The 21,629-nt window shown below is 59.6% G+C and carries 18 protein-coding genes; 5 read left to right on the top strand and 13 right to left on the bottom strand.

Annotated features, from left to right (window positions below):
- Positions 1-126: 126 nt before the first annotated feature.
- From PYK22_RS16840 to PYK22_RS12260, 3 genes are read right to left on the bottom strand one after another with little or no spacing between them, the layout of a single operon-like run.
- Positions 127-672 carry a rhodanese-like domain-containing protein gene (locus tag PYK22_RS16840; RefSeq protein WP_157770854.1) on the bottom strand — a complete coding sequence of 182 codons (546 nt, stop codon included), beginning with the start codon at positions 670-672 and terminating at the stop codon, positions 127-129.
- A gap of 41 nt (positions 673-713) precedes the next feature.
- Positions 714-1,085: a hypothetical protein gene (locus PYK22_RS12265; protein ID WP_162199848.1), complete on the bottom strand. Its 372-nt coding sequence runs from the start codon at positions 1,083-1,085 to the stop codon at positions 714-716.
- The gene (locus PYK22_RS12260) at positions 1,069-2,760 is read right to left on the bottom strand and encodes a hypothetical protein (RefSeq protein WP_041977693.1); all 1,692 of its coding nucleotides are present in this window, start codon (positions 2,758-2,760) and stop codon (positions 1,069-1,071) included. Before PYK22_RS12260 ends, PYK22_RS12265 begins: the two co-directional genes overlap by 17 nt.
- A 282-nt stretch (positions 2,761-3,042) precedes the next feature.
- Between PYK22_RS12260 and PYK22_RS12255 the strand changes: the two genes are divergently transcribed.
- The 3 genes from PYK22_RS12255 (at position 3,043) to PYK22_RS12245 (ending at position 5,873) form a co-directional block, all read left to right on the top strand.
- Positions 3,043-4,056, top strand: coding sequence for an alpha/beta hydrolase (locus PYK22_RS12255; protein WP_041978886.1), 1,014 nt, complete (start codon positions 3,043-3,045; stop codon positions 4,054-4,056).
- A gap of 172 nt (positions 4,057-4,228) precedes the next feature.
- Positions 4,229-5,401, top strand: a complete 1,173-nt coding sequence (locus PYK22_RS12250) for an SRPBCC family protein (RefSeq protein ID WP_041977691.1) — start codon at positions 4,229-4,231, stop codon at positions 5,399-5,401.
- A gap of 196 nt (positions 5,402-5,597) precedes the next feature.
- Positions 5,598-5,873 carry a GlsB/YeaQ/YmgE family stress response membrane protein gene (locus tag PYK22_RS12245; RefSeq protein WP_041977689.1) on the top strand — a complete coding sequence of 92 codons (276 nt, stop codon included), beginning with the start codon at positions 5,598-5,600 and terminating at the stop codon, positions 5,871-5,873.
- A gap of 67 nt (positions 5,874-5,940) precedes the next feature.
- Here the strand turns inward: PYK22_RS12245 and PYK22_RS12240 are convergent, their stop codons facing one another.
- From PYK22_RS12240 to PYK22_RS12230, 3 genes are all read right to left on the bottom strand, one after another.
- Positions 5,941-7,722, bottom strand: a complete 1,782-nt coding sequence (locus PYK22_RS12240; RefSeq protein ID WP_041977686.1) for an acyl-CoA dehydrogenase family protein — start codon at positions 7,720-7,722, stop codon at positions 5,941-5,943.
- Positions 7,723-7,805: 83 nt separating this feature from the next.
- Positions 7,806-8,987, bottom strand: a complete 1,182-nt coding sequence (locus PYK22_RS12235; RefSeq protein WP_041977683.1) for a thiolase family protein — start codon at positions 8,985-8,987, stop codon at positions 7,806-7,808.
- 135 nt (positions 8,988-9,122) lie between these two features.
- Positions 9,123-11,534, bottom strand: a complete 2,412-nt coding sequence (locus tag PYK22_RS12230; protein WP_041977680.1) for a 3-hydroxyacyl-CoA dehydrogenase/enoyl-CoA hydratase family protein — start codon at positions 11,532-11,534, stop codon at positions 9,123-9,125.
- Positions 11,535-11,809: 275 nt separating this feature from the next.
- On the opposite strand from PYK22_RS12230, the gene PYK22_RS12225 reads away from it, so the two are divergent.
- Together PYK22_RS12225 and PYK22_RS12220 are read left to right on the top strand one after the other, a co-directional pair.
- Positions 11,810-12,256: a DoxX family protein gene (locus PYK22_RS12225; protein WP_041977678.1), complete on the top strand. Its 447-nt coding sequence runs from the start codon at positions 11,810-11,812 to the stop codon at positions 12,254-12,256.
- Between the two features lie 188 nt (positions 12,257-12,444).
- A complete protein-coding gene (locus PYK22_RS12220; RefSeq protein WP_041977676.1) occupies positions 12,445-13,689 on the top strand; it encodes an MFS transporter in 1,245 nt (414 codons plus the stop codon).
- A 37-nt stretch (positions 13,690-13,726) separates the two neighbouring features.
- Here the strand turns inward: PYK22_RS12220 and PYK22_RS12215 are convergent, their stop codons facing one another.
- From PYK22_RS12215 to groES, 7 genes are all read right to left on the bottom strand, one after another.
- Positions 13,727-14,815, bottom strand: coding sequence for a TolB family protein (locus PYK22_RS12215; RefSeq protein ID WP_211197694.1), 1,089 nt, complete (start codon positions 14,813-14,815; stop codon positions 13,727-13,729).
- Positions 14,812-15,906: a 3-phosphoserine/phosphohydroxythreonine transaminase gene (gene serC / locus PYK22_RS12210; protein WP_041978881.1), complete on the bottom strand. Its 1,095-nt coding sequence runs from the start codon at positions 15,904-15,906 to the stop codon at positions 14,812-14,814. The genes PYK22_RS12215 and serC overlap by 4 nt, the downstream gene beginning before the upstream one ends.
- Positions 15,907-15,996: 90 nt before the next feature.
- Positions 15,997-16,815: an SDR family NAD(P)-dependent oxidoreductase gene (locus tag PYK22_RS12205; protein ID WP_041977673.1), complete on the bottom strand. Its 819-nt coding sequence runs from the start codon at positions 16,813-16,815 to the stop codon at positions 15,997-15,999.
- A gap of 16 nt (positions 16,816-16,831) precedes the next feature.
- Entirely contained in the window at positions 16,832-18,040 is a 1,209-nt protein-coding gene (locus PYK22_RS12200; RefSeq protein ID WP_041977671.1) for a 3-phosphoglycerate dehydrogenase family protein, read from the bottom strand.
- A gap of 19 nt (positions 18,041-18,059) precedes the next feature.
- Positions 18,060-19,289 carry a DUF1015 domain-containing protein gene (locus tag PYK22_RS12195; protein WP_041977669.1) on the bottom strand — a complete coding sequence of 410 codons (1,230 nt, stop codon included), beginning with the start codon at positions 19,287-19,289 and terminating at the stop codon, positions 18,060-18,062.
- A 242-nt stretch (positions 19,290-19,531) separates the two neighbouring features.
- Complete coding sequence (gene groL, locus PYK22_RS12190) at positions 19,532-21,160, bottom strand: chaperonin GroEL (protein WP_041977667.1); 1,629 nt, start codon at positions 21,158-21,160, stop codon at positions 19,532-19,534.
- Positions 21,161-21,242: 82 nt separating this feature from the next.
- Positions 21,243-21,566, bottom strand: a complete 324-nt coding sequence (groES, locus tag PYK22_RS12185; RefSeq protein ID WP_041977664.1) for a co-chaperone GroES — start codon at positions 21,564-21,566, stop codon at positions 21,243-21,245.
- Positions 21,567-21,629: the final 63 nt, after the last annotated feature.

Below are 21,629 nucleotides of genomic sequence, written 5' to 3'. Positions count from 1 at the left end.
GATGATCCCTCCTGCGGATTATGATAAGGCTTTACTGTTAAAGGCGGCTAAATCCGGATCGTTCGGGGCGCGCCGTTGACGGCGTTGCCTTCTCGCGTGAGGCGCCCGCGATTGAGCGCAGGCGGATCAACGGTGCGAGATCGAGGCGCGATCTTCCATGCCCTCCTTCGTTGGCATCCCTGCCTGCTTCCATGCTTCGTAACCTCCGCGGAGCGCCGCCACATCTTTGAAGCCCAACCGTTTCAATTCCGACGCCGCGCGGGCGCTGGTGTGTTCTGCCGGGCAAGAGCAGTAGGTGACGATCAAGCGGTTCTTCGGCAATTCGCGGCGTGCGCGTTTCGCCAACTCGCTCGTCGGGATCGAGCGCGCGCCGCTGATATGACCTGCGCGATATTGCGCTTCGCTGCGCACATCAACGACGATCGCCTCGCCGCGACGCAAACTCTCGCGAAGATCGGCGACGGTGATGCGACGGATATCGTCAGTTGGAAGCGGTGGGATGCTCGCCGTCGAATCGTCGCCGTTCGACTCTCTCGATGCCGATGAAGCATTCTCCAGCGAAGGCGAGAGCTCCGCTCTCTCGGCGCGAGGTTCGGTCTGATGCTTTGCGCAGGAAAGCGCCAACGTCAAGGCGAGCAGCGCAGCGATCCGTTTCGATCCGAGCATCTTCATCGCGGCTCCTCTTTGGCGAATGCGGCTCGGGCGTCTGGCGATCATCTTTCAGTGCGATCCTCGATTTTGAAACGCTTGCTGAGCGCCACGAAATTCTCTCGCGTCCAATCGAAATTGGTCCCCGCGATCACGCGCCGCCCATCATCGGTCATCACCCACATGTTCGTCTCGGGATGCGCGTTCGCTTTGAGATAAGCGATGTCGTTCGAATCGAACGGTTCTCCGTCGAGACGCGAGATGACGTAGATGTGAATGAATTGGCCTTTGCGCACGTAATCTAGATCTTGTTCGAATTGCGTGCGCGGCGTCGGTTGAGCCATCGTCTGAGTCCTGTTGCGACGCTCCGCGCTGCAGCCGAAGAGGAGCAGCGACACGAAGGCGGCGATCATCATGCCTCTAATTCTGCGGCTCATCATCGGTCGGTTCATCCGGTTGTTCATCTTCGGTCGGCGGTGGTTCGCGTCGTTCATCCAGGATGCGCAGCACGGTGCAGTTATCGTCGGAGTAGACCTCTTCCGCCCAGCCGCTGTTGATGATGTTGTCATAGAATGCGTCGTGGACTTCCTGATTGTCTGTGAAGATGTAACGGGCTCCAAAGCGCTCGCGGATCAGCGGCGCGGGATTCGGTTCACGCCCGAGCGTGATGTTTTCGTAAAGGCGCGATAATTCCGGATCTTTGTCGAGCAGATAGGTTGGATCCAGACCCGAGACGTATCGGTGGATTGAATCGTAAAAGAAGAGTTTCGGAAAATCATCCCAATCCGTGTTGAAGATGATTTCACCGGGCGGGACATGCTGTTTGATCCATTCCATCCCGCCGCGATAGGCGAATGGGTTTTCGTCTTCGGCGATAGTCTGCGCCGTGCCGTAGACGTTGAATCCAAGCGGGATGAGGAGCAGGACGCATAAAAGGCCCGGCGCGATCTCTTCACGAAAACGACGCTTCTTGTCGCCAGCCTGTTGATCGAGCAGCGGTTGTAGATCGGCGAGCACGTCGGCGGGCAGCGAACCGAAAGCGTGACGCGCTCGTTCGAAGAGCGGTTGGAGCGCGAACGCGGCGAAAAGGATGGCGAAAGGCGGCCAGTATTCGACAAACCGACGGGACCTTGCCGTGATGATCAAAAGCAGGGTCGAAAAGAGCAGGAAGAAAGCCGGACGCGCGGCTTGTGAGCGTTCGCTCCGTCCCGTGGCGACATAGCCGACGACCATCGCCGTGAAAGCGACGAGCGAGCTGTAGAACAGATACCAACTCTCATAAGGATACCATTCCGCTCCGACGCTCGTGGCAAAATCCTTCGCCGTCAACTTCATCAACAGATGTTCGATGAAGAGCGAGATGTTCTTCGGAAAATAGGGGTTGAGGACGAATCCGACCACCGTCCCGATGATCGTCCACAGAAAAGCGCGCCACTCAAACCTCCGCTCGCTCCACCAGACGACGGCAACCCAGATCGCCGCCGCCGCGATCAGCGTGACGAAGAGACTGTAAGTCCAAACGTAAAGGAAAGCCAGCGGCGCCAACCATCGGTAGCGGCGTTCGAAAAGGAGGTAGATCCCGACCACCATGAAGATGATCGAGACGCTCTGCGCGCGCGTCATGCTCAGACGATAAAGGAAAGGCGCCGAGCAAGCGAGCAACGCCACCAGCCAGACGAGCGGATATTTGATCCGGTAGCGAAAGATGAGCCAGTAGCAGGAGATGACGGCCAGCGATCCGAACAGCGCCGCCGCGATCTTCGCGCCGATGCGCATGTCGCCGAAGAGCGTGAAAGGGATCAGCAGGATGTGAAAGAGCAGGTGATGGTCCACGTAGCTTTGCGGGTTGAGCGTCGTCAGCGGTAGATATGGAAAAGGGGGCGGGAAGTGGCCCTGTCGCAATCCTTCCCAGATCAACCGGCTCCACTTGATGTGGTAATAGCCATCGACATCGAGGATCGCTTGCGTGCGGAATTGTAGATAGAAGAAGGTGAAGGCGATGGCGATCGCGCCAGCGATGAATTGAATGAGGCGCGTCCGCCAATCCTCTTTCGCCCTCTCTTCGATCTCGCCGCTCGTCCCCTTGTTTTCGGTCGTTCCAACGTCATGCATGGTTCGGCATAAAGCTCGAAGGGTATTCGGTTTGACTTCCCGTCGAAGAGGAAGCGAAAGAAACGATAGCATGAGTGGCGCGCCATCGCGAAATCTGCCCTGCGCCCTTCGCCTCTCTCCGGGCTTAGCATACAATCTCGGATCCGGCGAATCGATCATCTCGGGCTGGCGATCGGCAGGTCAACCGCCCCGTGGCTCGCCGCTGCGGATAGGTTGATGAACGGTTCAAGCGATCGCGCATCCATAGCAGAGTCGCGCGATCCGTGTCGATGGTGGAGAAAGATGGAATTACAAGGGCGCATCGTCGCCGAACGGTTAGCGAGCGATCTGTTGCGCGGCAATCCGCTTGGGGATCCCGCGGAACGCGATCTTTACATCTATCTTCCGCCCAGCTATGATCGGGATCCTGCGCGCCGTTATCCTACAGTTTATGTGCTTGCAGGCTTCGCTGGTCGCGGCGAAACGCTTTTAAACGTCCATCCATTCGCTCCCAATATCGTTGAACGCCTGGACCGGCTCATCGCCGGTGGTGAAGTGGGCGAAGTGATCCTCGTCATGCCGGATTGTTTTACTCGGCTCGGCGGCTCGCAATATATCAATTCGACGGCTACTGGGCGTTACGAAGATTATCTGATCGATGAGATCGTTCCCTTCGTCGATGCCCATTTTCGCACGCGCGCCGCGCCTGCTGGACGCGCCATCATGGGCAAATCGTCCGGTGGTTACGGCGCGCTCGTGCAAGCGATGCGCCATCCGGATGTCTTTAGCGTCGTCGCCGCGCACAGCGCCGATTGCTATTTCGAATATTGTTACTTGCCGGATTTCGTCAAAGCTTTCCGCGCGATCAAAGGCGATCCCGCCTCTTTCCTCGAGCGCTTCTGGCGCGATGAGAAGAGGGGAAAAGATGATTTTGCGGCGCTCAACATCATCGCCATGAGCGCTTGCTACTCGCCCGATCCCGATACGGCGCTCGGCTACCGCTTGCCCTTCGATCTGCAGACCGGCGAGCTGATCGAAGATGTTTGGCAACGCTGGCGCGAACACGATCCGGTGCGTTTGATCGAGCGGCACGTCGAAGACTTGCGCCGACTCAAGATGATCTATCTTGACGCGGGCACGCGAGATGAATTCGCCATCGATCTGGGCACGCGGATACTCGCTTCGCGTCTGCGCCAGTTCGGGATCGAATTCATTCACGAGGAGTTCGATGACGGTCATTTCAACGTGAGCTATCGTTACAACCGGTCGTTTGCCTTGATCTCGCAGGCGTTAGATGAAGCGTCGTCCGGCGGTTGAGAGGCGGGCGCGCGAGTTGACCTTGAAGGCGCATCTGTTAGAATCTCAATTCGATCTTCCCCTTTTCGAGCGTAGCCCGAACGGGCGTTTGAAGACTCTTTGAACCTCCGCTCGGATCACCTCTCTAAAGTTAAGATGTCGGCGCCTCGAGCGCCGGCGGAAAGGAGGCGGTATGAACGACGGAGCGAAAATCTTGTGTGTGGCGGGTTTGGGAGCAGGACTGATGTATCTGTTCGATCCCGACCGCGGACGTCGTCGTCGCGCGCTGTTGCGCGACAAAGCGGTGCATGCTTGGCACGAGGTCGGACAGGCTTTGGATAAGACGGCACGCGACGTGGCGAATCGAACGCGCGGTCTGATCGCCGAAACGGAGTCCTTGCTTCACGAAGAGCGCGTATCGGATGAGGTGCTGGTGGCGCGCATTCGTTCCAAACTCGGTCGGGTGGTCTCACATCCACATGCCATTAGGGTTCACGCGCAGGACGGTCGCGTGACTCTCGAAGGGCCGATACTCGCCCACGAGGTCGAAAGGTTGCTCGATCAAGTCTCCGCGGTGCGCGGGGTGAAAGAGGTCGAAAACCGCTTGGAGATCCATGAAAAGCAAGATATCCCCGCCCTACAAGGCGGGCGCGCGCGGTCCGGTCAGCGCTTCGCTTTGCTTCAGGAGAACTGGTCGCCGACGGCGCGCTTGGTGGCCGGTCTGGTTGGTGGGGCGGCTGCGTTCTATGGTCTACGCCGGAATGGCGCGTATGGTCCAGCGATGGGGGTGGTCGGTTTGGGGTTGCTTGCTCGCGCCGTGACGAATAAAGATTTCGCGCGCTTATTAGGGGTTGGCGGCGGACGCCGCGGCGTCGATATCCAGAAGACGATCAACGTCGCCGCGCCGCTCGAGAAGGTCTTCCAGTTCTGGGAGCATCCGGAGAATTTCCCGCACTTCATGAAGCACGTGCGCGAAGTGAGGAAGATCGGCGATGGTCGTTACCGGTGGACGGTGGATGGTCCAGCCGGCGTGCCGGTCGAGTGGGAAACGATGGTCACCAGATACGAACCGAACAAACTGATCGCGTGGAAGAGCCTGCCTGGCTCCACCATCCGACAAGCTGGAATGGTCCATTTCAGCGGGAATGCCGATGGCACGACGAGCGTCGATATAAAATTGAGCTACAATCCGCCGGCTGGACTCATCGGTCACGCTATCGCGGAGATTCTGGGCGTCGATCCGAAGAGCGAAATGGATGATGATCTCATCCGAATGAAGACCTTCATCGAAACCGGCAAGCCGCCGCATGATGCCGCACAACCAGCCGAACGAGTGCTTGAAGCATCGGGTGGACACGCGGCTTGAAAGATGCGCGGGGAAGTTCGAAGGGATTCGTCTTCGGTGAAGGCGAATCCCTTCGAAGCTAAGAGCGAGAGACGCTCCTTCGCGCCTTATGTGGTACGGGCGCTTGATCTTAAACAGCGACGATAGCAAACTGAGGCCGTCCTTTGATCCTCCTTTAGGTATCCCTCTTTGATTATTCTTTCAACTTGGGGTGTTTATGACGCTCACCGATCTGCTCATTTTGTTTCTCATCGCCGGGTTATGTGGCGCGCTCGGACAAGCGATCAGCGGTTCATCGCGCGGCGGTTGCTTGGTTTCAATCGCGCTCGGTTTCATCGGCGCATTGATTGGGCTCTGGATCGCGCGTATGCTCCGTTTGCCTGAGCTCTTCATCATCGATATCGGCGGGACGCGCTTCCCTTTGATCTGGTCGATCATCGGTGCGGCGCTGTTTGTCGCGTTCATCAGCCTGCTCACGCGCCGTCGCCTCTAATCGACGCGCAAAGCCACGTTGCGACAATAACTGACCGCTCGTTTGCCGGGCGCGCGGACGCGGATCATTAATCGAGGTAACGATTCGCCTCGATGAAAGCGTCAGCGATGCGCCGTCGCGCAGCGACCGCGTTCGCCGGTGTGCGCTTTGCGAATCGCCGCAGTGCGGCGAGCAACGTGCGCAACTCATCGCCTTCGCTCATGGCGGCAAGCGCCACCCGAGCGTTCGTCTCGACGCGCTCGATGGCGTCGTGGCAGAAGACGCGCGCCATCGCGACGTAGCGCGCAGCCGCCTCTTCGCCATCCCGCGTGGCGATCCGGCGCGCGCGCAAGATAGCCGTCTCCATCGCGTATGCGTCCATGATGATGTCGGCAACGCTCATCAGGATCTCTTGCTGATCTTCGAGCGCCTGCATGTATTTCTGCACCGCTGTGCCGAGCGTCATCAGGGCGATCTTCTTCGCATTTTGCGCGAGTTTATGTTCTGCGACGAGCAATCCATCCTCTTCGTCGAAGGAAGCGGGTGCCGGTTGCAGAACTTCATCCATCAACCGTTGCGCCGCCGGAAGGAGCGCGAGCCGCCCTTGCATCGCGCGCTTCATGAGCATTCCGGGGATGAGCATACGGTTGATCTCATTCGTGCCCTCGAAGATGCGGTTGATGCGCGAATCGCGGTAGGCTCTTTCCGCCGGGTAATCAGCCGAGTAGCCGTAACCGCCGTAGATCTGGACCATCTCGTCGGCGACCTCATCACAATACTCGGAAAGCATCACCTTGATGATCGAGCATTCGGCGGCGTATTCCTCGATGGCGCGGAGCTTCGATTCAGCATCATGCGCCGTCGCCTTGATCGCCGCTTCGATCAATCCGACTGTGCGATAGACGACCGATTCGCCGACCCACGTCTTGATCGCCATCTCCGCGAGCTTCGACTTGATCGCGCCGAAAGAGGAGATGGGGCGCCCGAATTGATGCCGTTCGTTTGCGTAGCGGATCGATTCGTGAAGCATCAGCTTCATGCCGCCCAAGCACGAAGCCCCCAACTTGAAGCGCCCGATGTTGAGGATGTTGAAGGCGATCTTATGCCCCTTGCCGACTTCGCCGAGCAGATTCTCCACTGGCGTTTTGACATCCGACAGGATGAGCGCCGTCGTCGAAGAGCCTTTGATCCCCATCTTATGCTCTTCGGCCCCGTTAGTCAGCCCCGGTCCGCGTTCGACGATGAAGCCGCTAAACTTTTCGCCGTCCACCTTGGCGAAGACGACGAAAACGTCGGCGAAACCGCCGTTGCTGATCCACATCTTCTCGCCGTTCAAGATGTAGTGGCGCCCGTCTTCGCTCAGTCGCGCGGTAGTTTTCGCGGCGAGCGCGTCGGAGCCGGAGCCGGCTTCGGTCAGCGCGTAAGCGGCGACAAGTTCGCCCGTCACCAGTCGCGGCAGATATTTGCGCTTGGCCTCTTCGGTGCCGAAGTAGAGGATGGGCAACATGCCGATCCCGGTCTGCGCGCCGAAGGTGACGGCGAATGACGCCGACCGTCCGACGTTCTCGGAGATCAGCGTGCCGCTCGTCTGGTCCAGCCCGAGGCCGCCATACTCTTCGGGCACGTTGGCACCGAGCAGGCCGAGTTCGCCCGCTTTGCGCAGCAACGCGCGCGCTAGATCCCAATCGTGCCGTTCGAGTTGCGGGATCGCCGGACGTACTTCCGAATCGACGAACTGGCGCGTCGTGTCGGCGATCATCCGCTGCTCTTCGGTGAAATCTTCCGGCGTCAATATCTCCTCGGGCGCACGCTCTTCGATCAAGAAGCTTCCACCCGCGATCAGGTCTTTATGCTCCAATACGGCTGACATAAGCTCGCTCCTTTCTTGCGATTCGGAACTCCATCTTCTTCACCATTAGCAACTGAACGATGCTTATCATCCTCGTGGCCGGCTTATGCGATCCTTTCGAAAATCCCCGCGGCGCCCATGCCGCCGCCGACGCACATCGTCACCATCCCGTAGCGCCCGCCGCGCCGCTCAAGCTCGCGCAAAATGGTCGCCGTCAGCTTCGCGCCCGTGCAACCCAATGGATGACCAAGCGCGATGGCTCCGCCATTGACGTTGACCCGTTCGGGATCGAGCTCGAGCATTCGGATGACGGCCAGACTCTGCGCGGCGAAGGCTTCGTTAAGCTCGATGAGATCTATCTGGTCCAGCCTCAATCCGGCAAGCTTCAACGCCTTCGGAATCGCATAGACCGGACCGATGCCCATCTCTTCGGGCGGGCAACCGGCGACCGCATAGGCGACGAAGCGCGCCAAGGGACGCGCGCCCAGTTGTTCGGCCCTTTCGGCGGACATGACGACCACGGCAGCCGCGCCGTCGGACATCTGCGAGGAGTTGCCCGCTGTGATCGTGCCGTTGGCGTGAAAAGCGGGCTTCAACTTCGCCAGCGCTTCCATGGAAGTATCGCGCCTTACGCCTTCATCCGTGTCGAAGATGATCTCGCGCCGTTGCTTCTTTCCGCGTTCGTCCAGCTCTTCGAGCGTGACGTTGAGCGGCACGATCTCGTCCTTGAATTTGCCTTCGTCTTGTGCGCGCGCGGCCCGTTCGTGCGAGCGAAGCGCGAAGCGATCTTGATCTTCGCGCGAGATCTCATACTTGCGCGCCACGTTCTCCGTCGCCAGCCCCATGTTCAAGTAAAAGTCCGGGTAGTGCTCGACCAAATAAGGGTTTGGGCGGATGATGTGGCCGCCCATCGGGATCATGGACATCGTCTCCAGCCCACCGGCGACGATGCATTCGGCCTGCCCCGTCCTGATCCGGTCGGCGGCGATGGCGATCGCTTGCAGCCCCGAAGAGCAAAAACGATTAATCGTCATCGCGCTCACTTCCACGGGAAGCCCGGCGCGAATCGCCGCCACGCGCGCGACGTTCATCCCCTGCTCGGCTTCCGGCATCGCGCAACCCATGATCACATCTTCGATGTCCGATGGTTGAAGATTGGGCACGCGCGCGATGCTCTCGCGAATCACCGCCGCGCCCATCTCATCGGGCCGCGTATGCCTGAGCGTCCCCTTGGGAGCCTTGCCGACGGCTGTGCGCACAGCCGAAACGATCACCGCTTCCTTCATGAGCGCCTCCGAAGATTAAGGCTTCAACTCGGTGCCTTCACGGTTTCAAATTCGCTTGAATTCGTCCCGATCCAACTCCAATTGCTTTCTGCGCGTCTGGGATGCGTCCGCGTGCGCTTCGCATCCGTCGAGAATTCAATTGCGCAAAGACTTACCCGTTTTCAAAGTGTGCGCGATGCGCTCCAAGGTCTTGCGCTCGCCGCACAAGCTCAAGAACGCTTCGCGCTCGAGATCGAGCAGGTATTGTTCTGAGACGCGCGTCGCGTGGTTCAAGTCGCCGCCCGTCAGGATGCGCGCCAGCTTCTCGGCGATCACGGCATCGTGATCGGAGATGTAGCCGCCGCGCCGCATCATGTGGATGCCGACTTTGAGCGTCGCCAGCGCCGACTGGCCCAGCGCGAGGATGTCCGCCCGCGGTTGCGGCGGCACGTAGCCCGCTTGGGCGAGCGCGAGCACCTCGCGTTTAGCGTCGGCGATGAGTCTATCGGGATTCATCGAGATCGTGTCCGACGGCCTGAGGAAGTTCATCTGGCGCGCCTCTTCAGCCGAAGTGGAGACTTTAGCGAGCGCGATGGTTTCAAAGGCGCGTTTGACAAAGGGGAACGGATCGGCATCTTCCATGCCCTTCGGGATCGCGTCGAGCGCGCGGACGAGCATCTCTTTGGTCCCACCGCCCGCCGGAATGAGCCCGACGCCGACCTCCACCAGACCGATGTAAGTTTCCGCCGCCGCGCGCACGCGATCCGCATGGAGCGTCACTTCGCACCCGCCGCCCAGCGTCATCTGATGCGGCGCGACGACGACCGGCTTCGGTGAATAACGCAGCCGCATGTTGGTCTGCTGAAAAGCGCGCACCATCAAGTCGATCTCTTCCCAGTTGCCCTCTTGCGCTTCGAGCAGAAGCAGCATCAAATTAGCGCCGACCGAGAAGTTCTGCCCCTGATTTCCGATGACGAGCCCGACGAAATTGCGTTCGACTTCATCGAGCGCATAACGGATCATTTGAACCGTGTCGCTGCCGATCGAGTTCATCTTCGAGTGGAACTCGACGCAGGCGACGCCGTCGCCGAGATCGATCAACGAGGCGCCGGCGTTCTTTTTGATGACTTTGTCCTGCTCCTTGAGCGACTTTAGGATGATGACGCCGGGCTGCTTCGGCACGGGCTTGTAGTCGAGCGCGGCGAAATCGAAATAGAAGTCTTCGCCCTTGTCGGTCTTGTAGAAGCTCCGCGCGCCCGCTTCGAGCATCCGTTCGACGTTCGGCGGCGTGCTCAAGCCCTCTTCGCGCATGCGCGCGACCGAACGTTCAACGCCGATCGCGTCCCACGTCTCGAAGACGCCGAGTTCCCAATTGAAGCCCCAGCGCATCGCGCGATCGACTTCGACGACGGTGTCGGCGATTTCCGGGATGCGATTGGCTGCGTAACGCAACGTGCGCGAGAGAGTCTTCCAAAGAAATTGAGCGGCGCGGTCTTTGCCCCACACGAGCGTCCGGATGCGCTCGCGCGCGTCCTCGATGTTCTTCGCCATCTCAAGCGACGGGAAGTGAGCCTTCTGCGACGGGCGGTATTCGAGCGAGGCGAGATCGAGCGCCCAGATCTCATCCCGTTCGCCATCGCCCTTCTGTTTGCGATAGAAACCGGCGCCCGTCTTGTTGCCGAGAAGCTTGCGCGCCACCATCTCGCGCAGAAACGATGGCACTTGGAAGATCTCGCGCTCTTCATCATCGGGGACGGCTCGGTAGAGGTTATCCGCGACGTAGACGAGGACATCTATGCCGACGAGATCGAAGAGGCGAAAAGTGCCCGTCTTCGGCCTGCCGACGGCTGGACCGGTGAGCGCATCGACCTCTTCGATCGAGTAGCCGTCTTCGAGCATCGTCCGGATGGTGATGAGCGCGCCGTAGGTGCCGATGCGATTGGCGATGAAGTTCGGGCGGTCTTTGGCGACGACGACGCCTTTGCCCAACCGCTGGTCCAAAAATCCATGAATCGCGCACGAGACTTCCGGTTTGGTCCACTCCGTGCGGATGAGTTCGACCAGATGCAGGTAGCGCGGCGGATTGAAGAAGTGCGTGCCGAGAAAGTGCGCGCGGAAATCTTCCGAAAAACCGTCGGCCAACGCGCGAATCGGGATGCCGCTCGTGTTCGTGGCGACGACCGATCCGGGGCGACGGAAACGTTCGACGCGCTCGTAGAGCGCCCTTTTGATCTCGAGGTTCTCGACCACGGCCTCGATGATCAAGTCGCAGTCTTTGATCTTCGGAAGATCGTCCTCGAAATTGCCGACGGTGACGAGCGCGGCGAGATCGGGCGTGAAGAAGGCCGCCGGTTTCGCCTTGAGCGCGTTCTCAAGGCCGCGCTGTGCGATGCGGTTGCGGACCTCAGGCGAGAGCAAATTCAATCCGCGCGCCTCTTCTTCGGGCGTCAGCTCCTGTGGCGCAACATCGAGCAGGAGGACGGGGATGCGCGCGTTCGCCAGATGCGCGGCCAGTTGCGCGCCCATCGTCCCGGCTCCTAAAACGGCGGCGCGTTCGATGCGAATCATCCTCGGGCGACCTCGTCAATCGATCCGGGTTGGGAGAGCATGGCACTATGATACTGAATGAATGTTCATTCAGCAACGGCGGCGCGCCCATCCGGACATGAGAGGCTAACGAAGCCTCATGACGATCGTTTAGCCCAACGTTCTCAACTTGCCGGGCGCTGTGGTAAAACTAAACGAGTCTTGTTCGATGGGCCTTCGGGCAAAGAGGCGCGTTCGCCTTCCGGCGGGCGTGTGGTTTCCGCTGTCGCGAAGGCCATCTTTTCAAGGAGAGATGGATGTTTCAAAGGTTGATGGAAACTCATGTGACTTGGGCTACGGTGCCATTAAGGCTAGCGCTCGGTCTCATCTTCATCGCGCACGGCGCGCAGAAAGTCTTCGGTGTGTGGAATGGGCCGGGACTGGCCAGATGGGTGGCTAACCCTACGCCTTTCGCCTTCATGCGACCAGCTTGGTTTTGGATGGGAGCGGCGGCTCTTTTCGAATTGATCGGGGGAGCGCTGATCCTTCTCGGACTGCTTACGCGGATCGGTGCGGCGATGATCTTGATCGTTATGCTGACGGCGGTCTTCGGAGTGCACTGGAGCGGAGGCTTCTTTTTGCAGAACCGGGGGATCGAATATGCGTTCGCTCTTCTGTGCGCATCGCTTGCGTTGCTCATCATGGGCGGTGGGCGCATCTCCTTCGATGGCGTTTTAATGAGAGGGCGCGGGCGCAGGCGTTGATCCAAGGACGGCCTTTTATCGGTTAGCGCCGGCGTTAGGATCCTCTCGACTGGAGAGAGGTACGGCGCGCGCCATCTGAAGCATGCCATCGAACGATAGCGCCGGCGTTAAGATCCTCTCGACCGAAGAGGGAACGATCGGGCGCGGAGCCTGGAGCTTTGTGCTCGATCGCCCATCGGGATGGTTTTATGAGACGTTCTCCGTTGTTCATCATTTTCATCACAGTCTTCATCAATCTCGTCGGTTTCGGAATCGTCATCCCCGTTCTGCCGATCTACGCAGCCAGCCCTCGATTCGACGCCAGCCCGGTGGCTATCGGACTCCTTTTCGCCTCCTACTCGATCATGCAATTGATCTTCTCGCCGATCTTGGGAAGATTGTCGGATCGTTACGGGCGGCGGCCCGTGCTTTTCTTGAGCTTGCTGGGGACAGGCGTCGCCTTTTGGATTTTGGGGAGCGCAAGGGCGCTTTGGATGCTGTTTGTCGGGCGTATCCTCGATGGCATAACGGGCGGGAACATCTCGACGGCGCAAGCCTATGTCGCCGATATAACCGCGCCGGAAGAGCGCGCTAAAGGGATGGGCGTGATCGGAGCGGCTTTCGGTTTGGGATTCATCTTCGGCCCGGCGCTCGGCGGAATGCTCAGCCGGTGGGGAGAGAGCGTCCCTTTCTTTTTCGCTTCAGCGCTCGCTTTTGCCAGCGCCTTTCTCCTTTATCTCCTGTTGCCCGAGACGGTGCTTCCGGGGCGCCACCACGCGACGGCGGCGCGCAGTGGTTGGCGTGATCTAGTGGCGTACTTGCGGCGTCCGCCTTTATCGCTCGTGCTCATCATCTACTTCCTTTTCGTCACATCGTTTTCGATTTTGACGACGACCTTCGCCCTTTTCACGATGTACCGTTTCGGCTTCGATGCGCAGCATAACGGTTACTTGTTCGCTTTTACGGGGTTGATCGGCGTCATCGTTCAGGGCGCATTGTTGAGTCGGGTAGTCAGATTCATCAGCGAATCGGCGCTCGCTCTTTTCGGCAACGCGCTCTTCGGTTTGGGGATGTTCTTGATCCCATTCCTCGGACCGCGGCGTGGCGGGCTTGAAGCTCTGCTGCTGGTTCTCAGCATACAGGCGATCGGCAATGCGCTCGCGATGCCGACGTTGAACAGTTTGACTTCGAAAAGCGCAGGCGCTGGTGAGCAAGGGAGCGTGCTCGGCGTCGCGCAATCGGTCGCCAGCCTTGCGCGGATCGTCGGCCCGATCCTCGGATCGTGGCTGCTCTATGATGCTTCGGCGCCGCAGAAGTTCAACGATCACACCATACGGCTGGCTTACTGGGGCGGAGCGGCGCTGGCCCTCATCGCGGCGCTTCTGTCGTGGCGTTTGATTCAGGCGTTCGCGCCGAATTACGAGCGGCAAAAGACGGCTTCAACGCAGGCCTAGGGATTGGTGCGTGGCGGCGCGCTAAAGCTTGGCGCTTTCATTCCACCCAATCGGCGATGAAGATATTGGTCTCGCCGCGCACGCGCGCATTACGATTCGACGCGAAGACCAGCTTCTTCCCGTCCGGCGAGAACATCGGAAAGCCATCGAACGTGTCGTTGTAGGTGATGCGTTCGAGCCCCGTCCCGTCGATGTTGATCATGTAGAGATCGAAATCCCGTCCGCCGGGGTTGTGGACGTTCGACGAGAAGATGATCCGTTTGCCGTCGGGGAAGAAGAAGGGGGCGAAGCTTGCCGCGTTGAGATGGGTCACTTGACGTTTGTTCGAACCATCGGCGTTCATCACCCAGATCTCGAAGACGTTCGGTTCGATGACGTTCTCCGCGAGCCGCTGTTTGTAACGCGCGATCTCTTCCGGCGTCTTCGGATGATAAGCGCGGTAGACGATCTGTTTCCCATCCGGCGAGAAGAAGGCTCCGCCGTCGTAGCCGAGCTCCGTCGTCAAGCGGCGCACGTTCTTCCCGTCGGCATCCATCACGTAGATGTCTAGATCGCCATCGCGCATCGAGGTGAAGACGATCCTTCGCCCATCGGGCGAGATGGTCGCTTCGGCATCATAGCCGGGAGTGTCAGTCAATCGCTTTAAATCGGACCCGTCGGCGCGCGCCGTGAAGATATCGTAAGAAGGGTAGATGGGCCAGACGTAGCCGCGCGAATAGTCCGGTGGTGGCGGGCATTCCGGCCCCGCCAGATGGGTCGAGGAATAGAGGATGCGCTGACCGTCCGGGAAGAAGTAGGCGCATGTGGTCCGCCCTTGACCGGTCGAAACCAGGCGCACATCCGTCCCATCGATGCGCATAGTGTAAATCTGATCGCAGCGGCGGCCATCGCGCTTTGACTGAAAGATCAGGCGTTGGCCGTCGGCGGAGAAGTAAGCTTCCGCATTCTCTCCGCCGAAGGTCAACTGTTTGATGTTACGTAGATGCCTTTCCAGTCGCGCGAGATCATGGTTTGAAGTCGGCGCGACAGGCGTTTGCGCTAGCGCGATGATCGTAAATGAAGCTAAGCTCAGCAGCCGCCAGAGGAGGCGCAGCGATTTACTGGTCTTCATCGGGAAAACGATCATCCGTTCTTTCGTTCGAACTCCCTCATGAACTGGACCAGCGCTTCGACGCCTTCGCGCGGGAAAGCGTTGTAGATCGAAGCGCGGATGCCGCCGACCGACCGATGACCCTTCAAGCCATCGAGCCCTTGGGCGGTCGCCTCTTGGACGAATCTCTTCTCCAACTCTTCCGTGGGCAGGCGGAACGTGACGTTCATCATCGAACGCGATCCCGGCTGCGCGTGGCCGCGGTAAAAACCGCTCGAATCTATCACGTCATAGATCATCTTCGCTTTAGCCTCATTTTCGCGCGCCATCGCTTCAAGCCCGCCCTTCTCTTTCAACCACTGACAGACGAGCGAGATGATGTAGATGCCGAACGTGTTCGGCGTGTTGTAGAGCGAACGGTTTTCGACGTGCGTGCGATAATCGAGCATCGTGTGGAGCCCATCCGGGATGCGGCTGAGGAGATCGTCGCGGATGATGACCAGCGTGACGCCCGCAGGGCCGATGTTCTTCTGCGCGCCAGCGTAGATTAGGCCGTATTTTTCGATATCGATCGGGCGCGACATGATGTCGGAGGAAGCATCGGCGACGATCGGGATGCCGCCGGTATCGGGCTCTTTCGGCCACTGCACGCCTTGAATCGTTTCGTTCGTCGTGATGTGAACATAGGCGGCGTTCGGGTCGAGTTTGATCTCGTGCGGTTCGGGGATGCGATCGAAGTTCGAATCCTCAGTGGTCGCGGCGATCTGAACGCGCCCTTCGCGTTTGGCCTCTTTGATCGCCTTCTTGCCCCAACTGCCCGTTAGAATGTAATCGGCGCTGCCATCCTTCGGCAACAGATTCATCGGCACCATTGAGAATTGAAGGCTCGCGCCGCCTTGCAAAAAGAGCACATGGTAATGGTCGGGCAGTCCGAGAAGTTCGCGCACGCCTTGTTCGGCACGCCGTATGATCTCCTCGAAGGTCTTCGATCGGTGGCTGATCTCGAGCACCGACATGCCGACTCCGGGCAGCGCGAGCAGATGGCGTTGCGCCTCTTCAAGGACCGGAACGGGCAACACGGCTGGGCCAGCGCTGAAATTGTAAACTCTCTCCGTCTTTTCGGTCATGATCTCGTCTCCATCCATCGAGTGAAATTTTCATCGGAAGCCAGCGGCTTCGGTGGTTGAACGGAAAATGATACAGGATCGCGGAGAGATTTACACGTCGAGGAGGCTCTTCTCGCTTTCGTCGCGTTCGATCTTTCCGTAATGAGGGCGCATGGCGCGCCCGATGAGCCGCGTGACGAATGAGCGTGGAACGAAACGTTCGAGTTCGATCAGCAAACGATTGGCTCGACCGTGAACTGCCCGGACGCGGTGATGCTTGAGCGCGCGGAGCGCCGCTTCGACGACCCGTTCGGGCCTCTCCAATGCGCGGAAGGGCAGCGCTTCTTCCGCCCCCGCGACTTTGAAGAAGTTGGTAGCGGTCGCTCCGGGGCAGAGCGCCATGACGCGGATGCCGAATGGGCGATTCTCTTCGGCCAGCGCTTCGCTGAAGGAGAGCACGAAGGCTTTCGTCGCCGCGTAGGTCGCCATGTAAGGGACGGCTTGAAAGGCGGCCGTCGAAGCGACGTTGATGATCGTCCCGTGGCCTCTTTCGCGCATCCCTCTCAAATAGAGATGGGTGAGCGCAACGAGCGCGCGCACGTTCAAGTCGAGCATTCGCAGTTGCCTGTCGAGATCGAGCGTCGCGAAATCGCCGACCGCGCCGACGCCGGCGTTGTTGATGAGCGTCGTGATGCGCAGAGCTCGTTCTTCGGTCTCTTCGAAGATGCGGAGCGGGGCATCGTGAATCGTAAGGTCGGCGACGATGTATCGCGCGGCGACGCGGTGAGTTCGATGGAGTTCTTCGCACAAAGCTTTGAGCTTTGCCTCTGTGCGGGCGACGAGCACCAGATTATCGCCTCGCTCGGCGAGACGGCGCGCGAAAGCCTCGCCGATTCCGCTCGATGCGCCCGTGATCAGAGTCGCTTCCATCGCCGCAAACGATCAGCTAGCTCTTCAACTCCAGCAGATCAAGCTCGATGATGTCGGGGTTCTCGACCTGCAAACGGTCCAACATCTCGCGCGAAGGCGCCGATTCCAGATTGATGCGCGCGATGGCGGCTTGCGCGCCAGCGAAGACGATGTTCTCCATCTCCTGGACGTTGATCTCGGCGGCGCGGATCGCGCCGAGCACGTGGGCGAGCACGCCGGGCCGGTCGCGATGGCGCACGACGAGCGTATGTGTGGCCGGAGTGCGTTCGGCCAGATTGACGACGTTCGGCACCTTGCCCGTTTCTTTGAAGGTCTTGATGATGCGGACGGTCTCTGCCGCGATCGCCTCTTGCGCCTGATCGGTCGACGCCCCGATGTGGTGCGTGCCGTAAAGATTGGGTTCGCGCGCGATCTCGTCGTTAAAATCGTCCGTTCCGGCAGTCGGCTCGCTGGCGTAAACGTCGAGTCCGGCGCGTATGCCACGCTCGCGCATCGCTTTGATCAGCGCCGCTTGATCGACGATCTCGCCGCGCGAGGTGTTGATGAAATAGGCGCCTTCGCGCATCGCGGCGAAAAACTCTGCGCCGATCATCCCGCGCGTCTCCGGCGTCAACGCCAAATGGACGCTTATGACATCCGCCTCGCGCGCGACATCGAGCGGCGAATCTTTGCGCGCGATGCCCAGCGTGGCGGCCCGTTCAGGCGTCAAACTCCGACTCCAAGCGATCACCTTCATCCCGAAAGCGTGCGCGCGGGGGATCATCTCTTGGCCGATCTGTCCGACGCCGATCAGCCCGAGCGTTCGTCCATACAGGCCGCGCGCTTTCGAAAACTCCTTCTTGTTCCAGCGACCTTGTCGGAGCTCGATGACGTTATCGGCGATGCGCCGATCGAGCGCGAGGATTAGCCCGAAGGCGAGTTCGGCGACGGCGATCGAATTTTTGCCCGGACAGTTCGATACATATATGCCGCGTTTCGATGCTGCCGCGACGTCGATCGTGTTGTAACCTGCGCCCGCGCGCACGACCAGTTTGATCGGTCCAGCGTCGAACATAGGCTCGGTTACGCGCGTCGAGCGGACGACTAAGACATCTGGGCGCACTCTTCTGATCTCCGCCACGAGCGAATCATCCTTGAGATCCGGTTGATAGATGACCTCGCAGCCGAAAGCTTGTAAGGCTTCCAAGCCGGAGCGTTCGAATTTATCGGCGATGAGCACCCGCATGTTCCGTTGGCCCCTTTCTTCAAATGAGATGGATCAAAAGCCCATCACGCAACTTCGGTTCGAACCAGGTCGATTTCGGCGGCATGATCCCACCAGCGTCCGAGACGCGCAGAAGATCGTCAACGGTCGTCGGATAGAGCGAGAAAGCGACCGCCGCGTGACCTTCGCGGACCAGACGCTCCAATTCAGCAGTGCCGCGCGCGCCGCCGACAAAATCTATTCGCTTGTCAGTTCGCACGTCCTTGATCCCGAGGATCGGTTCAAGCAAGTTATCCTGCAGTAGACTCACGTCGAGATTGGCGACGGCATCGTCCGTCGCCGGCTTGAACTTCTCCCTTAACTTCAAGCCATACCATCGCCCGTCCAGAAACATGGACCACTCGCCGCGCGCCGCCGGGGCGGGCGGCGCGTTCGTCGTGACTTCGAAACGCTTCTCGACCTCATTTAGAAACTCGCCCGGCGTCAGATTGTTGAGATCGCGCACGACGCGATTGTAAGCGAGGATTTGAACCTGATCTGACGGGAAGGCGACGGCGAGGAAGCGATTGTACTCTTCCGCGCCCGTATGGTGCGGATTCTGTTGACGCAAGACGGCGCGCGCGCGACTGGCGCTTGCCGCGCGATGATGCCCATCGGCGATGTAAAGCGCCGGCACTTCGCGGAAAGCTTCGACGAAAGGATCCGCGATCGGCGCGCGCCAGATCGTATGTCGCACGTCGTCGGCGGCGGTGAAATCGTAGAGCGGTTCGCTCGCCGTCACGTTCGCTACCAACTCATCGAGCCTCTTGTGTGGACGATAAGTGAGGAAGACTGGACCGGTCTGCGCGCGCAGCGCGAGTATGTGGCGCATGCGATCGTCTTCCTTGTCGCGCCGCGTCTTCTCATGTTTGCGGATGATGTCGGAATCGTACTCGTCCACGCTGAAACAGGCGGCGATCCCCGTTTGCGTGTGCGATCCCATGCGAAGACGGTAAACGTAGATGCTCGGTTCGGCTTCCGTCGTGAGCGGGCCGGTCTCGATCAGGCGTTCGAAATTAGCTTTCGCTCTCTCGTAAACGGAATCGCTGTATGGGTCCACGTTCGGCGGAAGATCTATCTCAGCCCGCGAGACGTGGAGGAAGCTCCACGGATTATCGGCAGCAAGAGCGCGCGCCTCTTCCGTGTCGACGACATCGTACGGCACTGCGGCGATTTGCGCGACGCGCTCCTTTGGCGGGCGAAGTGCGCGGAAAGGGTAGATTGTGACCACGACTCTTCTCCTTGAACCCGATGCTTGACGATCGATCTTAAAGACTATCCATCGGGACGCCGTTTTGCAAAGTCCCGATGGGTTTAAAGAGAAGATCAAGGTAATGGTGAGCGATGGTTATGAAAAATGGGTTCGCAACTGAAGACCAAATCGGCGCGAGAAAGATGGTGGGCGATGGTTATGAAAGAATTGGGCCCCTTTTGCTTTAGGGGCCCGAAAGATCTCGCATCCCTTATTCGGGATTATTCGAAGTCGCCGCCCTCGGGCATGCCCGGAGCCTTCTCCTTCTTCTTCTCCGGGAGTTCAGCGACCACCGCCTCGGTCGTCAGCAGCAAGCTCGCGATCGAAGCGGCGTTCTGCAGCGCCGTGCGCGTCACCTTGGTCGGATCGATGACGCCAGCCTTGACGAGGTCTTCATACTGCTCGGTCGCCGCGTTGAAGCCAAAGTTCTCGTTCTGCTCAGCGCGAACCTTCTCGACGACGATCGAGCCTTCGTGACCGGCGTTCTGCGCGATCAAGCGGAGCGGCTCTTCGAGCGCTCGCCGCACGATCGTCACGCCGATCTGCTCGTCCTCGTCTTCGAGCTTGAGGTCATCGAGCACCTTCTGTGCGCGCAAGAAAGCGACGCCGCCGCCAGGGACGATGCCCTCTTCGACCGCCGCCCGCGTCGCATGCATCGCATCCTCGACGCGCGCCTTCTTCTCCTTCAACTCCGTCTCGGTCGCCGCTCCCACCTTGATCACCGCCACACCGCCGACCAGCTTCGCCAACCGCTCCTGCAGCTTCTCGCGATCGTAGTCGGAGGTCGTCTCCTCGATCTGCGTCCGAATCTGACGCACCCGCGCTTCGATCTCCGACTGCTTGCCCGCGCCCTCGATGATCGTCGTGTTATCTTTGTCGACCACGATCTTCTTCGCGCGGCCAAGGTCTTCGAGCTTGACGTTCTCAAGCTTGATGCCGAGGTCTTCGCTGATGGCCTTGCCGCCCGTGAGGATCGCGATGTCTTGGAGCATCGCTTTGCGACGATCACCGAACGCCGGAGCCTTCACGGCGCAGACCTGGAGCGTGCCGCGGAGCTTGTTGACGACGAGCGTCGCCAAAGCTTCGCCTTCGACATCCTCGGCGATGATCAGCAAGGGCTTGCCTTCGCGAGCGACCGTCTCAAGCAGCGGGAGAAGGTCGCGCATCGAGCTGATCTTCTTCTCGTGGATGAGGATATAGGCGTCTTCGAGCACGCACTCCATGCGATCCGGGTTGGTCACGAAGTACGGGCTCAGGTAGCCGCGGTCGAACTGCATGCCCTCGACCACTTCCAGTTCGGTCTGCATGGTCTTCGACTCTTCGACGGTGATGACGCCATCTTTGCCGACCTTGTTCATCGCTTCGGCGATCAACTCGCCGATGGTCCGGTCGCCGTTAGCAGAAATCGTGCCGACCTGCGCGATGGCGTCACCTTGAACGGGTTTGGACATCCGTTTGATCTCCTCGACGACGCGCTCGGTCGCTTTCTGGATGCCGCGCTGAAGAGCCATCGGGTTGGCGCCAGCGGCGACCGTCTTCAACCCCTCGCGGAAAATGGCCTGCGCGAGCACGGTCGCAGTGGTCGTGCCATCACCGGCGACATCCGAGGTCTTCGACGCGACTTCGCGCACCATCTGCGCGCCGATGTTCTCGAGCTTGCCTTCGAGCTCGATCTCTTTGGCGACGGTCACGCCGTCCTTGGTGATGACGGGCGAACCGAACTTCTTCTCGATGACGACGTTGCGCCCCTTGGGGCCGAGCGTGACTTTGACCGCTTCAGCGAGAGTGTTAACGCCGTTCAAGATAGCATGACGCGACTGCTCACCATGCACAACCATTTTCGCAGCCATAGTCGTCTTCACTACCTCCTCTATCTGAAATTTTCATCTACCAGAGTCGAGTTAAAGTTGAAGTCCCGTCGCGCGGAGGCGATCAGCGTCCCGCCGACTTAGTTTGGGCCGCAGCGGTGAAGACGCCGAGGATCTCATCTTCGCGCATGATGAGATACTCTTCATCGTCGATGCGCACTTCTGTTCCGCTGTACTTGCCGAAGAGGACGCGATCGCCCGGCTTGACATCGAGCGGAATGCGCTTGCCGTCCTTGTCGTATTTGCCCTCGCCGACGGCGAGCACCTCGCCCTGCTGCGGTTTCTCTTTGGCCGTGTCAGGGATGACGATACCGCCACGGATCTGCTCGGGTTCTTCGATACGCTTGATCAGAACGCGATCATGAAGCGGACGAATCGGAACCGACATCTTTGCATTCACCTCCTCATGAAGTTTTTGAGATTTTCGGCGCGGAGACTGATCTCCGCACGC

Source organism: Pyrinomonas methylaliphatogenes, assembly GCF_000820845.2.
Lineage (GTDB): Bacteria > Acidobacteriota > Blastocatellia > Pyrinomonadales > Pyrinomonadaceae > Pyrinomonas > Pyrinomonas methylaliphatogenes.
This window is presented reverse-complemented; position numbering and strand designations above follow the sequence as displayed.